The organism is Nocardioides sp. Soil777, from assembly GCF_001428425.1.
Lineage (GTDB): Bacteria > Actinomycetota > Actinomycetes > Propionibacteriales > Nocardioidaceae > Nocardioides > Nocardioides terrigena.
This window is the reverse complement of the sequence record NZ_LMSN01000001.1, coordinates 265853-280440: the sequence shown is the minus strand read 5'-3', so window position 1 is coordinate 280440 and position 14588 is coordinate 265853. Positions and strand designations below refer to the sequence as shown.

General features: G+C 71.6%; 15 protein-coding genes. 13 read left to right on the top strand and 2 right to left on the bottom strand.

Annotated features, from left to right (window positions below; genetic code table 11):
* The first annotated feature begins 279 nt into the window (after positions 1–279).
* The 9 genes from tsf to ASG88_RS01325 all read left to right on the top strand — a co-directional run bounded on the left by tsf (position 280) and on the right by ASG88_RS01325 (position 7813).
* Positions 280–1092 carry a translation elongation factor Ts gene (gene tsf, locus ASG88_RS01365; protein ID WP_056885603.1) on the top strand — a complete coding sequence of 271 codons (813 nt, stop codon included), beginning with the start codon at positions 280–282 and terminating at the stop codon, positions 1090–1092.
* 174 nt (positions 1093–1266) lie between these two features.
* Positions 1267–1983 (top strand): UMP kinase, encoded by a 717-nt coding sequence (pyrH, locus tag ASG88_RS01360; RefSeq protein ID WP_056885602.1) that lies wholly within the window; start codon positions 1267–1269, stop codon positions 1981–1983.
* Between the two features lie 80 nt (positions 1984–2063).
* Positions 2064–2618 carry a ribosome recycling factor gene (frr, locus tag ASG88_RS01355; RefSeq protein WP_199907678.1) on the top strand — a complete coding sequence of 185 codons (555 nt, stop codon included), beginning with the start codon at positions 2064–2066 and terminating at the stop codon, positions 2616–2618.
* Entirely contained in the window at positions 2618–3499 is an 882-nt protein-coding gene (locus ASG88_RS01350) for a phosphatidate cytidylyltransferase (protein WP_056885600.1), read from the top strand. The genes frr and ASG88_RS01350 overlap by 1 nt, the downstream gene beginning before the upstream one ends.
* On the top strand, positions 3499–4293 hold the full coding sequence (locus ASG88_RS01345) for an SDR family oxidoreductase (RefSeq protein ID WP_056885599.1): 795 nt from the start codon (positions 3499–3501) through the stop codon (positions 4291–4293). Before ASG88_RS01350 ends, ASG88_RS01345 begins: the two co-directional genes overlap by 1 nt.
* 13 nt (positions 4294–4306) lie before the next feature.
* Positions 4307–4828: a histidine phosphatase family protein gene (locus ASG88_RS01340; RefSeq protein WP_056885598.1), complete on the top strand. Its 522-nt coding sequence runs from the start codon at positions 4307–4309 to the stop codon at positions 4826–4828.
* A 4-nt stretch (positions 4829–4832) separates the two neighbouring features.
* Positions 4833–5195, top strand: coding sequence for a hypothetical protein (locus tag ASG88_RS01335; protein ID WP_056885597.1), 363 nt, complete (start codon positions 4833–4835; stop codon positions 5193–5195).
* Between the two features lie 55 nt (positions 5196–5250).
* Entirely contained in the window at positions 5251–6387 is a 1137-nt protein-coding gene (gene rlmN / locus ASG88_RS01330; protein WP_056885596.1) for a 23S rRNA (adenine(2503)-C(2))-methyltransferase RlmN, read from the top strand.
* Positions 6388–6580: 193 nt separating this feature from the next.
* Positions 6581–7813 (top strand): glycosyltransferase family 4 protein, encoded by a 1233-nt coding sequence (locus tag ASG88_RS01325; protein ID WP_082599775.1) that lies wholly within the window; start codon positions 6581–6583, stop codon positions 7811–7813.
* Positions 7814–7820: 7 nt separating this feature from the next.
* Here the strand turns inward: ASG88_RS01325 and ASG88_RS01320 are convergent, their stop codons facing one another.
* Together ASG88_RS01320 and ASG88_RS01315 are read right to left on the bottom strand one after the other, a co-directional pair.
* Positions 7821–8909, bottom strand: coding sequence for an LOG family protein (locus ASG88_RS01320; protein ID WP_056885595.1), 1089 nt, complete (start codon positions 8907–8909; stop codon positions 7821–7823).
* A gap of 30 nt (positions 8910–8939) precedes the next feature.
* Positions 8940–9821, bottom strand: a complete 882-nt coding sequence (locus tag ASG88_RS01315) for a serine protein kinase RIO (protein WP_056885594.1) — start codon at positions 9819–9821, stop codon at positions 8940–8942.
* Between the two features lie 180 nt (positions 9822–10001).
* On the opposite strand from ASG88_RS01315, the gene ASG88_RS01310 reads away from it, so the two are divergent.
* The 4 genes from ASG88_RS01310 (at position 10002) to ASG88_RS01295 (ending at position 14575) form a co-directional block, all read left to right on the top strand.
* Positions 10002–11426 carry a M1 family metallopeptidase gene (locus ASG88_RS01310; protein WP_056885593.1) on the top strand — a complete coding sequence of 475 codons (1425 nt, stop codon included), beginning with the start codon at positions 10002–10004 and terminating at the stop codon, positions 11424–11426.
* A 61-nt stretch (positions 11427–11487) separates the two neighbouring features.
* A complete protein-coding gene (locus tag ASG88_RS01305; protein ID WP_056885592.1) occupies positions 11488–12123 on the top strand; it encodes an AMP-binding protein in 636 nt (211 codons plus the stop codon).
* Positions 12120–13229, top strand: coding sequence for a 1-deoxy-D-xylulose-5-phosphate reductoisomerase (dxr, locus tag ASG88_RS01300; protein ID WP_056885591.1), 1110 nt, complete (start codon positions 12120–12122; stop codon positions 13227–13229). Before ASG88_RS01305 ends, dxr begins: the two co-directional genes overlap by 4 nt.
* Positions 13226–14575: a M50 family metallopeptidase gene (locus tag ASG88_RS01295; protein WP_056885590.1), complete on the top strand. Its 1350-nt coding sequence runs from the start codon at positions 13226–13228 to the stop codon at positions 14573–14575. Before dxr ends, ASG88_RS01295 begins: the two co-directional genes overlap by 4 nt.
* The last annotated feature ends 13 nt before the right edge of the window (positions 14576–14588 follow it).

The following is a 14588-nucleotide window of genomic DNA, read 5'->3' as shown; positions in this document are numbered from 1 at the left end:
GGCCGACGAGAAGGCCGACGAGAAGGCCGACGCCCCCTACGGCGACGACTCCGCCGCCGCGCTCGAGGACGGCTCGGCCCCCGAGGGCTTCGAGATCAAGGGCAACGAGAACTCCAAGAAGTTCCACGCCCCGACCAGCCCCTGGTTCGACCGCACCAACGCCGACGTGTGGTTCCGCACCGCCGACGCCGCCGAGGCCGCGGGCTTCGTCAACGCCGAGACCAAGGACTGACCTCCTCCCGGCTCCCACCCACCTTTCTACTTCGAGGAAGAAGGAACATGGCGAACATCTCCGCCGCTGACGTCAAGAAGCTCCGCGAGCTCACCGGCGCCGGCATGATGGACTGCAAGAAGGCCCTCACGGAGGCCGACGGCGACTTCGACAAGGCCTCCGAGCTCATCCGCATCAAGCTGGGCAAGAAGATGGCCGAGCGCGGTGCCGAGCGCGAGGCCTCGGCCGGCCTGGTCGCCCGCTCCGGCGGCGCCCTGGTCGAGCTCAAGTGCGAGACCGACTTCGTGGCCAAGGGTGACGACTTCGTGTCCGCCGCCCAGCAGATCGCCGACGCGGCCGCCGAGGCCAAGGCCGGCGACGTCGAGGCCCTCAAGGCCGTCACCCTCGGTGACAAGACCGTCGGCGAGGTCGTCGACGGCCTGGCCATGACGATCGGCGAGAAGATCGAGCTCGGTCGCGTCGCCTACTTCGAGGGCGAGACCGTCGCCTACATGCACAAGCGGTCCGCCGACCTGCCGCCCGCCATCGGCGTGCTGGTGGAGTACGACGGCAACGAGGCCGGCGCCGACGGTGCCGCCAAGCAGATCGCCGCGATGCGCCCGACGTACCTCTCCCGGGACGAGGTCCCCGCGGACGTCGTCGCCAAGGAGCGCGAGATCGCCGAGGCCACCTCCCGCGAGGAGGGCAAGCCCGAGGCTGCCATCGCCAAGATCACCGAGGGTCGCCTCAACGGCTTCTACAAGGAGGTCGCACTCCTCGACCAGCCGTCGGTGACCGAGAACAAGAAGTCGGTCAAGGCCGTCCTCGACGCGGCCGGCACCACCGTGAAGCGCTTCGTGCGCTTCGAGGTCGGCGCCTGACCCGCTGACACAGCACCGCCACGGCGACATCGCCGCGGCACCCCGACGGGGCCGGTACGACGAGAGTCGTGCCGGCCCCGTCGTCGTACACCCGCAGGGGACCACCGCGTTCGCCGGGAGGGGTGACCCACCGGTAGGTTTGCCCCGACCCACCAGTCGTCGAAGGGAACACCTGTGACCGCCTACAACCGAGTCCTGCTCAAGCTGTCGGGAGAGGTGTTCGGCGGAGGCCAGGTCGGGCTCGACCTCGACGTGATCAGCGCCATCGCCAAGGAGATCGCCGACGTGGCCCGCGACGGTGTCCAGGTCGCGATCGTGGTCGGTGGTGGCAACTTCTTCCGGGGTGCCGAGCTGCAGCAGCGCGGGATGGAGCGGGCGCGTGCCGACTACATGGGCATGCTCGGCACGGTGATGAACTGCCTGGCGCTGCAGGACCTGATCGAGCAGCAGGGCGTGGAGACGCGCGTGCAGACCGCCATCGCGATGGGTCAGGTCGCGGAGCCCTACATCCCGCGGCGCGCCATCCGGCACATGGAGAAGGGCCGGGTCGTCATCTTCGGCGCTGGTGCCGGCATGCCGTTCTTCTCCACCGACACGGTCGCCGCGCAGCGTGCGCTCGAGACCCGCTGCGAGGTCATCCTGATGGGCAAGCAGGGTGTCGACGGGGTCTACGACTCGGACCCCAAGACCAACCCGGACGCCGTCAAGTTCGACGACCTCAGCTACGACGAGTACCTCGCCCGCAACCTCAAGGTCGCCGACGCGACAGCCATCAGCCTCGCCCGCGACAACAACATGTCGATGGTGTTCTTCAACCTCTCGACCCCCGGCACGATCGCCCGGTCCGTCCAGGGTGAGAAGATTGGCACGCTCGTGAGCCGCGACGGCTGAGCGGGCACGAGACCCCCCACACGATCCCAGTCCCAGCAGCACGCCGACGCACGAGACAACCCGGTAGGAGCAAGCACGTGATCAACGACGTCCTCAACGAGGCCGACCAGAAGATGGCCAAGTCGGTCGAGGCGACCCGCGAGGAGTTCGCCGCGATCCGTGCCGGCCGCGCCCACCCGAGCATGTTCAACAAGATCGTGGTCGACTACTACGGCACGCCGACGCCCATCCAGCAGCTCGCGTCCTTCACCTCCCAGGACGCCCGGACGATCCTGATCTCCCCCTACGACATCGGTGTGATGGGCAACCTGGAGCGGGCCATCCGCGACTCCGACCTGGGCGTCAACCCGGCCAACGACGGCAAGGTGCTGCGCTGCGGCTTCCCCGAGCTGACCGAGGAGCGCCGCAAGGAGTACATCAAGCTCGCGCGCGCCAAGGCCGAGGACGGTCGGGTCGCGGTCCGCAACCTGCGCCGCACGGCCAAGCAGGGCATGGAGCGGCTCGAGAAGGACGGCGAGGTCGGCAAGGACGACGTCACCGGCGGCGAGAAGAAGCTCGACGTCACCACCAAGAAGCACACCGACGCGATCGACGAGATGCTCAAGAACAAGGAAGCCGAGCTTCTCGAGGTCTGATGGCGTCCCCGACCATGCCCGCCCCGACGGCACCCCAGAAGGACCACGGCCGCGCCGGTCGCAACCTCCCGGCCGCGATCGGCTCCGCCGTGGTGCTCCTCGGAGCCATCGCCGCGTCCCTCGCGGTGTGGAAGACCGCCTTCATGGTGATCGTCGCGGCGGCGGTCGTGGTGGCCGTGTGGGAGCTCCGCAAGGGGATGCTCGCCAAGGACATCGACCTGCCCGAGCAGCCGCTGATGGTGGGCGGCGTGGTCATGGTCGTCGTCGCCTACTTCTGGGGCGCGCCGGCGCTGGTGACGGCGACCGCGGTCACCGGCCTGGTGATCATGCTGTGGCTCCTGCGGCGCGGTATCGACGGCTACGTCAAGAACGCCACGGCGTCGATCTTCACCCTGGTCTACGTGCCGTTCCTGGGATCCTTCGTGGCGCTGATGCTGGCCGAGGGCGGGGCCACCGGCTTCGAGCGCTTCGACGAGGGCGTCAAGGGGATCATCACCTTCATCGTGGTCACCATCGCCTCCGACATCGGGGGCTACATCGCCGGCGTGCTGTTCGGCAAGCACCCGATGGCCCCGGTCATCTCGCCCAAGAAGTCGTGGGAGGGCTTCGTCGGCTCGCTGGTCTTCTGCGTGGCGGCCGGCGTCGGACTGGTGGTCTACCTCCTCGAGGGCGATTGGTGGGTGGGCGTGGTCCTCGGCCTGATCGCCGTGGGGATGGCGACCCTGGGTGACCTGTGCGAGTCGGTGATCAAGCGCGACCTCGGCATCAAGGACATGAGCCAGGTCATCCCCGGCCACGGCGGCCTGATGGACCGGCTCGACTCGCTGCTGGCCACCATCGCGCCGATCTGGCTGCTCCTGCACTACCTCGTCTTCACCTGATGCGGCTGCTGGTCACCGGCGGCCGCCACGGCTACCTCGGCAGCCACGTCGTCGGTGCCGCCCGGGCAGCTGGGCACGACGTCGTGCCCGTCGGGTCGGCGGACGCGGACCTGCGCGACGCCGCCGCGGTCGACGCGGTCCTCGCGAGCGTGCGCCCGGACGCGGTCGTGCACACGGCCTACGTCCAGGCCGACTGGCAGGTCACGGCCACCGGCAGTGCGCACCTCGCTGTCGCCGCGGCGCGGAACGGCGCACGGATGGTGCTCGTCTCGAGCGACGTCGTCTTCTCCGGCGCCGACGGCGTGTACGCCGAGTCCGCGCCGCCCGACCCGATCACGGCGTACGGCGCTGCCAAGGCCGCCGCGGAGACCGTCGTGCGTGCCGTCTGCCCGGGCGCGGTGGTGGCGCGCACCTCGCTCATCCTGGGCGACGGTCGGTCCCCGCACGAGCAGCTCGTGCACGCGATGGCCGGCGGAGCGGACGGGGCCCTCTTCGCCGACGAGATGCGTTGCCCCGTGCACGTCGCCGACCTGGCCGCCGCCCTGGTCGAGGTGGCGGGCGACGACCTCACCGGTGTCCTCCACGTGGGCGGCGCCGACGCCCTGAGCCGGCTGGAGCTGGGTCGGCTCGTCGCGCGCCGGGACGGGCTCGATGCCGGGGTCCTGCGATCCGGCAACCGTGCGGCCATGGGCGTGCCGGGACCGATCGACGTACGCCTCGACTCGTCGCTGGCCGCCGACCTGCTCCGGACCCGGCTGCGCGGCGCCCGCGAGTTCCTCGCCGTGGGCCTGTGACACGGTTGCGTCCATGACCCTGTTCCTCGTCCGGCACGGCCGCTCCCTCATCGACCCGGAGCGGCCGGCCAGCGAGTGGGATCTCGACCCGGCGGGCTTCGACGCCGTCTGGGAGCTGCGCGGGTCCGGCCGCCTGCCGGCCCGGGCGGCATGGTTCTGCTCGCCCGAGCCCAAGGCCCAGCAGACCGCCCAGCTGCTCACCGACGGCGACGTCGGCATCGTCGACGAGCTCCGCGAGCACGAGCGCGCGGCCGGCCTGCTCGACGACTTCCCCGACCGCGTACGGGCCGCCTTCGCCGAGCCGGCGGAGCCCGCCGCACCCGGCTGGGAGCCCCTGGACGCCACCCGCGAGCGGCTCCTCCCCGCCGTACGCCGGATCCTCGACGTGCACGGTGACGACGACGTCGTGATGGTGGGCCACGGCACCGCGTGGACCCTGCTCGTCGCCGCGCTGACCGGCCGCGAGCCGGACCTGGTGAGGTGGGCGTCACTCGGCATGCCCGACGTGATCGAGGTCCCCGCCGCCCTACGATGAGGCCATGAGCACGCCGGAGACGACCGAGACGCAGCAACGGGTCGAGCCGACCGCCGAGCCCAGCTGGTGGCACCAGAGCCACCCCACCTTCGCGGGGATCACGGGCTTCTTCGCCGGCATGCTCTTCGTGACCGCGCTGCCGGGAGGCTTCGCCGCTGTGCTGCGGCTGTTCTTCCCCTACGAGCGTGCCCAGGACCTGTTCCCGCTGGTCCTGATCGCCCTCGTGCTCCCCATCGTGCTGCTCGCCAAGCGCAAGACCCGACGCTTCGGGGTCTTCATGGTGATCGGGATGGTCGTCACCGCGCTGGTGGTGCTCGGGGTGGCCTCCCTGGTCCTCTACTTCATGGTCCAGTACGACGTGAACTGACTCTCGTCCCGCCGGTTCGCCCCGAGCGGGGGAGCGGTGGGAGGATCGAGGTCTGATGTCTGCTCCCGAGACCGAACCCATCAAGACCCTGCCCCTCGTCTTCAACGAGCCCAAGGGCCGCAAGAAGCCGCCGCGCCACCTCGCCGACCTCGACGAGGCGGGCCGCAAGGACCTGCTCACCGAGATGGGCCTCCCCGGCTTCCGGGCCAAGCAGCTGTCGACGCACTACTTCGGCCGCCTCGTCGACGACCCCGCCGAGATGACCGACCTCCCGGCCGGCCAGCGTGACGAGCTCGTGTCTGCGCTGCTGCCGCACCTGATGACGCCGCTGCGCACCCAGGAGGCCGACAAGGGCACCACCCGCAAGACGCTGTGGAAGCTCTTCGACGGTGCGCTCGTCGAGTCGGTGCTGATGCGCTACCCCGACCGGGCCACGGTCTGCGTCTCCAGCCAGGCCGGCTGCGGGATGGCCTGCCCGTTCTGCGCCACCGGCCAGGGCGGCCTCCAGCGCAACATGTCCACCGCCGAGATCGTCGAGCAGGTCGTCGCCGGTGCCCGGTCGATGGCCCGCGGCGAGGTGCCGGGCGGTCCGGGTCGCGTCTCCAACGTCGTCTTCATGGGGATGGGGGAGCCGCTGGCCAACTACAAGGCCGTCATCGGCGCCGTGCGCCGCCTCACCGACCCCTCGCCGGCCGGGCTGGGCATGAGCGCCCGTGGCGTCACCGTCTCCACCGTCGGCCTGGTGCCCCGCATCAAGCAGCTCACCGAGGAGGGCATCCCGGTCACCCTCGCGCTGAGCCTGCACGCCCCCGACGACGAGCTGCGCAACGAGCTGGTGCCGATCAACACCCGCTTCTCGGTCGCCGAGACCGTGCAGGCGGCCTGGGACTACGCCCGCGTCACCAAGCGTCGGGTCTCCATCGAGTACGCCATGATGCGCGGCATCAACGACCAGGCCGAGCGTGCCGACCTGCTCGGCGACGTCCTCAACTCCTACGGCGACTGGGGCTGGGTGCACGTCAACCTGATCCCGCTCAACCCGACGCCGGGCTCGAAGTGGACGGCGAGCGACCCCAAGGACGAGCGCGAGTTCGTCCGGCGGCTCGAGGCCAAGGGGATCCCGACGACGGTCCGCGACACCCGCGGCCGCGAGATCGACGGAGCCTGCGGGCAGCTCGCCGCCGAAGCCTGAGCGCGCGGAGCGCCAGCGGAGCGGGCGAGGCGCGAGGTGGCAGTCGGCGCCGGCGCCGGCGCCGAAGCCTGAGCGCGCGCTGAACCCTGCGTGACCGGCGGGTGGACGGGCCGGGAGTCCGGTCGGCCAGTGTTCATGTGGCGTCCGCGTCGGCCCCCCGATCCGTTGCGCGACCCGGCGCATCGTCCGGGGCATGGCCACCGTGCAGCTGCGCCGACGTCCCCGTGCCTCCGCCACCTCCAACGCGACGTTCGGTCGCTCCAACGTCACCCCGATCCAGCGGCTGCGGGCCGACTCCGACCGCCTCCGGGTGCTGGTCGTGAGCGAGTCGTTCCTGCCGCAGGTCAACGGGGTCACCAACTCCGTACGCCGCGTGCTCGAGCACCTCGCCGCGCAGGGCCACGTCGCCGAGCTCGTGGCACCCACCGGGCCGGAGACCTACGCCGGCTTCCCCGTCACGATCGCCCGGGGCGCGAGCCTGCCGTTCTACCGGGACTTCCGCATCGGCCTGGAGACGCGGCGTCGACTGCGCGCGGTGATGCTCCGCTTCCAGCCCGACGTCGTCCACATCGCCTCACCCGCCACGCTGGGCTACCAGGCCGCCCGCGCCGCGCGTGAGCTCGGCATCCCGACGGTGGCGATCTACCAGACCGACCTGGTCGGCTTCGCCGAGCGCTACGCCATCGCCGGAGGAATGGCGGCGATGACCGCCCTCACCCGCCGCATCCACCTCGCGGTCGACCGCACGCTCGCCCCGTCGACCGCCTCGCTGGCCCAGCTCGAGGAGATGCAGCTGCCCGGCCTCGCCCGCTGGCCGCGCGGCGTCGACCTCGAGATGTTCTCGCCGTCCTTCCGCGACGAGGCGCTCCACAGCGAGCTGGCCCCGGACGGGCAGCTGCTCGTGGGGTACGTCGGCCGCCTCGCTCCGGAGAAGGAGCTCGAGCTGCTGGCCCACGTCGACCGCCTCCCCGGCGTGCGGGTGGTCGTCGTCGGCGGCGGTCCGGACGAGCAGCGGCTGCGGGCGTTGCTGCCCGACGCGGCCTTCCTCGGCGTGCTCCACGGCGACGAGCTGGGCCGCGCCCACGCCACGCTCGACGTCTTCGTGCACACCGGGCGCCACGAGACCTACTGCCAGGCAGCCCAGGAGGCCCTCGCATCGGGAGTCCCGGTCGTGGCGCCGCGCGCCGGCGGTCCGATCGACGTCGTGGACGACGGCTCCGCGGGCTTCCTCTACCGGCCGGGCGACGGCAGCGAGCTGGCGTCGTACGTGCGCAGGCTCGTCGAGGACGACGACCTGCGCGCCCGCGTCTCCCGTGCCGCCGCGCGGAGCGTGCAGGACCGCTCCTGGGAGGCGGTCAACGAGCGGCTGCTCGAGCACTACCGAGACGTGATCGGCATCCGCACGGCGGCCCGGCGCGCCGGCTGAGGACGCGTCACTCGTACGACGCGACCAGCGCGGCCGCCTCGGCGACCGTGTCGACGAGGTGCACGTGGTCCTCCATCGCCCGACCCCGGGCGAGGGACTCGAGCAGCGGCCAGGCCGGCAGCGTCTCCGTCCAGTGCTCCCGCCCCACGAGCACCATCGGCGCGATCGAGGTCTCGTCGGCGTAGTAGTTCTCGCAGGCGTCCTGGAAGACCTCCTGCACGGTCCCGCCGGCGCCGGGGAGGAAGACGATCCCGGCGGTGCACACCTCGAGCAGCACCGCCTCCCGGGTCGCGTTGCGGAAGTACTTGGCGATCGCGGTCGCGAACGCGTTGGGCGGCTCGTGCCCGTAGTGCCAGGTCGGGATCCCGAGGGACTCGACGGGGTCCGCGACGGAGGACACCACGGCGAAGGCGGCGTCCGCCCACGCGCCGATGTCGGGCGTGAAGGACGGCACCACGGCCAGCGCGGCCAGCGCCTCGTCCAGGGCCGGCTCCGGAGCAGCGGAGAGCAGGGCCCCCAGGTTGGCGGCCTCCATGGCGCCGGGCCCGCCGCCGGTGGCGACGGTGACCGAGCCACCGACCGCGTGCCCGAGCCGGGCGGCGTCGGCGTAGCCGCCGGACCCGCGGGCGAGTGCGTGGCCGCCCATGACGCCGAGCGTCCGCCGACCGGCGATCCATGCGGTGAGGGCCTGGTCGATCGCGTGGTCGTGCAGGGCCTGGGCGAGCGCCGCGTCCTGGTCGGGACGGTGCTGGGACCAGGCGTAGGCCCGGGCGTCGAGCGAGGCGGCGTACCGGGGGGTGTCGTAGAGGTCGCGCGGGGAGTAGAGCTCGGTCCGGTAGGTGTCGACCGGGCTGCCGGGCAGGTCGGGCAGGACCACCGCTCCCCGGCGGCGTACCTCGTCCTCGTCCCCCTCGGCGAACGTGCAGCCGAGGAAGAGCGTGGACGCCACCGAGCGCGACAGCAGCACGCTGCCACGCTCGGTGAGGTCCAGCCCCACGACCCGCCAGCCCGCCAGCGACCTCGCGCCCGCGGCGAGGCGGGCGTCGAGGTCGCGGAGGGTGGTGATGTCGACGATGCGTCCGTGGGTGTGCCTCACGGGCCACAGCCAACCAGAGGCACCCTCGGCTCAGAACGCGTGCGCCATCAGGTCCCCGAAGAGCTCCTGCTCGTCCACCTCGAACCCGCGCGCCCGGAACCACTGGCACATGTTGGCGCAGTCGCGGAGCAGGAAGTCCATGCCCTGCGGGTTGCCCACCAGGTCGACGATCTGGGGGAGGTCGATGATGACGAGGCGGTCACCGGCGGCGAGCGTGTTGTACGGCGAGAGGTCGCCGTGCACGATCCCGGCCTGGGCCATCGTGCCCAGTGCGTCGCGCAGCTGCTCGTAGTAGGACCCGAGCAGGTCCCTGTCGGGACGGACCTGGGCGAGACGCGGAGCCGTCTCACCGTCGTGGGTGATCCACTCCATCATGATCTCGGTCTCGTCGATCTGGACCGGGTAGGGGACCGCCACCCCGAGCTCCCAGAGGCGGCGCAGCGCCCCCCACTCGGAGACGGCCCACTCGCCGGCCGCCACGATCCGGCCCCACGACGACTTGCGCTTGAGGGCGCGGTTGTCGCGGGACCGCTTCATGGAGCGCCCCTCGGTGTAGGCCGCGGCGCGGTGGAAGGTGCGGTGGTCGGTGTCGCGGTAGCGCTTGGCGGCCATCACCACCGCCTCGTCGGGGCGGTGCGGGTCGGCGCGCTCGACGAGGAAGACGTCGGCCTCCTTGCCCGTCTTGAGGATGCCGAGCTCGGTGTCGATCGCACCGCTGGAGGTGACGACCCAGTCGGGGCGTGGCTCCGGACCCTTCATCAGGGCCTCGAGGTCGTCCCAGGGGGACCAGCTCTGGCCGGGACCGAGGTCGTCGGCGTAGCTGTTGTAGTCGAAGACGAACCGCTCGTCGACGTCGACGAGGCGGTCGGTGGTGCTAGGGGTGAGGAACCCCTCGGGAAAGTCGTGCGTCATCTGTGCTCCGTGGGAGAGAGGGTCGGTCTGGGGACAGGCCGAGGACAGTCATCGTCATGTCACGGCTCCTCTCGGGCTCCCTGCGCAGCAGGCGGCGTCGGGCGACGCCTCGGGGTCAACGGTGACGGACGCGGGCACGGGGCGCAACGGGTTTTCCGGGTCGGGCGGTACCTTGCACGGGTGAACCGCTCCCTTCGTCGTACGTCGGCCGCGCTGCTCGCCGCCGTCGTGGTCGCGCCCGTCCTCCTCACCCAGGCCGCCTCCGGCGAGGAGTCCGCACCGGCCGGCAGCTCCGGCATCGGCGACGCCTACTGGCCGCTGGACGGCAACGGGGGCATCGACGTCGCGTCGTACCGCATCAAGAACCGTTATGACCTCGCCTCCCAGCGCCTCGAGGGCCGGACCGTCCTCGAGCTGACCGCGACCAGCGAGCTCGGCAGCTTCAACCTCGACTTCCTGCTGCCGACGACGAAGGTGACCGTCGACGGCCGGCGGGCCCGGCACTCCCGACCCGACAAGCACGAGCTGCGGATCACCCCCGCCTCGCCGCTGGCGGTGGGGTCCACGCACCGGGTCGTCGTCCACTACGCCGGCAACCCCGACGACAAGCGCTATGCCGGGGAGCGCAACTGGCTGGCCAACGACCGCGAGGTCGTCGCGATGAACCAGCCGCACATGGCGCCGTGGTGGTTCCCGGGCAACGACCACCCCATCGACAAGGCGACCTTCGACATCTCCACCACCGTCGACCGCGGCCGCGAGGTGGTCGCCAACGGCACGCTGGTCAGCAAGACGAGGACGAAGCGCACCATTACGTGGCGCTGGCGCGCCGAGGACCCGATGGCGACGTACCTCGCGTTCTTCGCCGCCGGCGACTTCGAGATCGAGCGCGGCACGACCGGCGGGCTCCCGTGGGTCAACGCCGTCTCCCGCCTCCAGGACGACCGGACCCGCGCCGGCTCGATGCGTGCCCTGCGGACCAGCGCGTCCGTGGTGAAGGGGCTCGAGAAGGACCTCGGGCCGTATCCCTTCGAGGTCACCGGCGGCATCAGCACCGGCCTCCCGGTCGGCTTCGCGCTGGAGAACCAGACCCGGCCGACCTACCCCACGCTCGGCGGGCCGGCCGAGAGCCTGATCGTGCACGAGCTGGCCCACCAGTGGTTCGGCGACGACGTGGCGATCGCCCGCTGGAGCGACATCTGGCTCAACGAGGGCGCCGCGACGTTCATGGAGTGGCGCTGGGTCGAGCGCAAGGGCAGCCGGTCCGCGGCCGACATCCTGCGCGGCTCCTACGACAACATCGCGGCCGACGACCCGTTCTGGGACCTCACCATCGGTGACCCGGGCAAGGACCGAATCTTCGACAACGCGGTCTACGAGCGGGGTGCGATGACCCTGCAGGCGCTGCGCCAGCGCATCGGGGAGGACGCCTTCTGGCTGCTCCTGCGCACGTGGTTGCAGCAGGAGGCCGGCGGCAACGCGACCACGCAGGACTTCGAGGCGCTGGCCGCCTCGGTCAGCGGGCAGGACCTCACGCCCTTCTTCACCGCCTGGCTGCGCACCCCGGGCAAGCCGGCCCGGACGGCCGACAACGGGCTCGCATGAGCACCCCACGACGTTCTTCTCCTCCGCTCTGCTCCCCCGAACAACGCCGCGGGGACCCCGCATGACCACCAGCACCACGATCGACTGGTTCCGCAAGCCGGTCGACTCACCGTCCGACGGCACCCTCAACGCCTGCTACAACGCCCTCGACCGGCACGTGATCCGCGGGCGCGCCGAGGACGTGGCGCTGACGCTCGACGCGCGCTCCTGGACGTACGCCGAGCTGCTCACGCACGTCGGAGCGTTCGCCGGGGTGCTGCGCGCCTTCGGCACCGGGGTGGGCGACACGGTCGCCCTGGGCCCGGTGCCGACCTTCGAGGCGGCCGTGGTCACCATGGCCGTCGCCCGGCTGGGTGCGGTCGTCGAGCACACCGACGACCTCGCCCCGCACGTCGGCACCGCCCGGGTCCTCGTCGCCGGGACCGATCCGTCGCTGGACACCGGTGACGTCCCGGTCGTGACCGTGGACGACAGCACGGAGCTGTCCTGGGCGATGGTGATGCGTGCCGGGCGCACGGACCCGGCGGGCTGCGCCGACGTGCCCGGCGACGCCGTGCTCGCCCGGGTGGGCGACGCGGAGCTGACCGTCCTCGCCGCGCTCGGTGCCGAGGAGGCACCCGCTCCGGCAGGCACGTCCGTGCTGGTCGTCGGCGGCCTCTCGCTCTGGTCGTACGACGCCACCGGGGGAGCGCGATGACCGGCCGCCGCGACGTCGTCGTCCTCGGGTCCACCGGCTCGGTCGGCACCCAGGCCCTGGACCTGGTCAGGGCCCACCCCGACCGCTTCCGCGTGGTTGGCCTCACCGCCGGCGGGTCCCAGCCCGACCTCTTCGAGCAGCAGGTCGCCGAGTTCGCCCCGGCGTACTCCGGGCTCGGCGAGCAGGCCTCCACCGAGGCCGCCGCGATGCCCTGCGACGTCGTCCTCAACGGCATCACCGGCGCCGTCGGGCTGCGCCCCACACTCGCCGCGCTCGACGCCGGCACCACGCTGGCGCTGGCCAACAAGGAGTCGCTGATCGTCGGCGGCCCGCTGGTGCGCGACCGGGCCCGTCCGGGCCAGATCGTGCCGGTCGACTCCGAGCACAGTGCGATCGCCCAGAGCCTGCGGGCCGGCTCCGCCGAGGAGGTACGCCGCCTGGTCCTGACCGCCAGCGGCGGCCCCTTCCGCGGCCGGTCGCGCGAGCAGCTCGCCGCCGTGACGCCCGAGCAGGCGCTGGCCCACCCCAACTTCGCGATGGGCAAGGTGATCACCACCAACTCAGCGACCCTGGTCAACAAGGGGCTCGAGGTGATCGAGGCGCACCTGCTCTTCGACGTGCCCTTCGAGCGGATCGACGTGGTGGTGCACCCGCAGCAGCTGATCCACTCGATGGTGGAGTTCGTCGACGGCGCCGTGGTCGCCCAGCTCGGCCTGCCCACCATGCTGGTCCCGATCGCCATGGGAATGGGCTGGCCCGACCGGGTGCCCGACGCCGAGACGCCGATCGACTGGACCAAGGCCGCCGACTGGCGCTTCGAGCCCCTGGACGACGACGTCTTCCCCGCGGTCCGCCTTGCCCGCGAGGCGGGGGACCGTGGGTCCACCGCGCCGGCCGTCTACAACGCGGCCAACGAGGTGTGCGTCGAGGCGTTCCATGCCGGCCGGATCGGGTTCACCGACATCGTCGACACAGTTGCCCGCGTGGTTGCCCACCACGACGTACCCTCGAAGGAGCACCTCGTCGTCGACGACGTCCTCGCGGCCGATGCCTGGGCCCGCGAGGAGGCTGCCCGCACCATCTCGAACCGCAACGGAGAACTGTGACCGCGCTCTTCTACACCCTCGGCGTGCTGATCTTCGTGGTGGCGATCCTCGCGTCGATCGGCCTCCACGAGTTCGGCCACCTGATCCCCGCCAAGAAGTTCGGCGGCAAGGTCACCCAGTGGTTCGTGGGCTTCGGCCCGACGGTCTTCAGCCGCCGGATCGGCGAGACCGAGTACGGCGTCAAGGCGATCCCGCTCGGCGGCTACGTCAAGATCGTCGGCATGCTCCCGCCCGGCAAGGGCGAGGAGACCGTGGTCGACGAGAACGGCGAGACCCGCGTCCGGCAGTCCAACACCGGCATGTTCACCCAGCTCATCTCCGACGCCCGCGCGGCGGAGTGGGAGCACGTCAAGCCCGAGGACTCCGACCGGCTGTTCTACAAGTTCAAGTCGTGGCAGAAGGTCGTCGTGATGGCCGGCGGCCCGATGGTCAACATCGCGATCGCCTTCTTCCTCTTCTGGGGCGTCTTCGCCACTGTCGGCCAGGTCGTCGACGCGAAGGTCGAGCCGGTCGTCGCCGAGGTGGTCCCGTGCATCGTCCCGGCGGACCAGGACGGTCGTGCCTGCACCGCGGAGGAGCTGCGTGACAACCCCAGCCCTGCCGCCGCGGCCGGGCTCGAGCCCGGCGACGAGTTCATCAGCTTCAACGGCACCCCGGTCACCGGGTGGGAGCAGGTCCAGCAGGCGATCCGCGACAACGGCGACGGCACGGCCACCATCGTGGTCGAGCGCGACGGCGAGCAGCTCGAGCTCCAGGCCACCACGCAGGTGGAGCCCCGCCCGATCGATGCCGCCTCGCCCGAGGAGCTCACCCCGGTCGGCTTCCTCGGCGTGATGCCGGTGGCGACGCCGATCTACGAGACCGGCGGCCCGGTCTACACGATCCAGCAGATGGGCGGCATGGCCGTCGACACCTTCCAGGCCCTCGCCCAGCTGCCGGCCAAGGTGTGGGACGTCGCGCAGGCGATCGTCGGCCTCGAGCCCCGCGACCCCAACGGCCCCGTCAGCGTGGTCGGTGGCGGCCGCCTCGCCGGGGAGGTCGCCTCGCACGAGACCTTCCCGATGCAGGACAAGATCGTCTCCCTGGTGATGCTCATCGCCGGCTTCAACTTCTTCATCGGCATGTTCAACTTCCTGCCGCTTCTCCCGCTCGACGGCGGCCACATCGCCGGCGCGATGTGGGAGGCGCTGCGGCGCGGGTTCGCGCGGCTGCGCGGTCGGCCCGACCCCGGCTACGTCGACGTGGCCCGGTTGCTGCCGGTCGCGTACGTCGTGGGCGCGGCCATGCTGGTCATGGGCGTCGTGCTCATCGTCGGCGACCTCGTGGTGCCCCTCCACCTTGTCTGAGCGGCACCGCTCC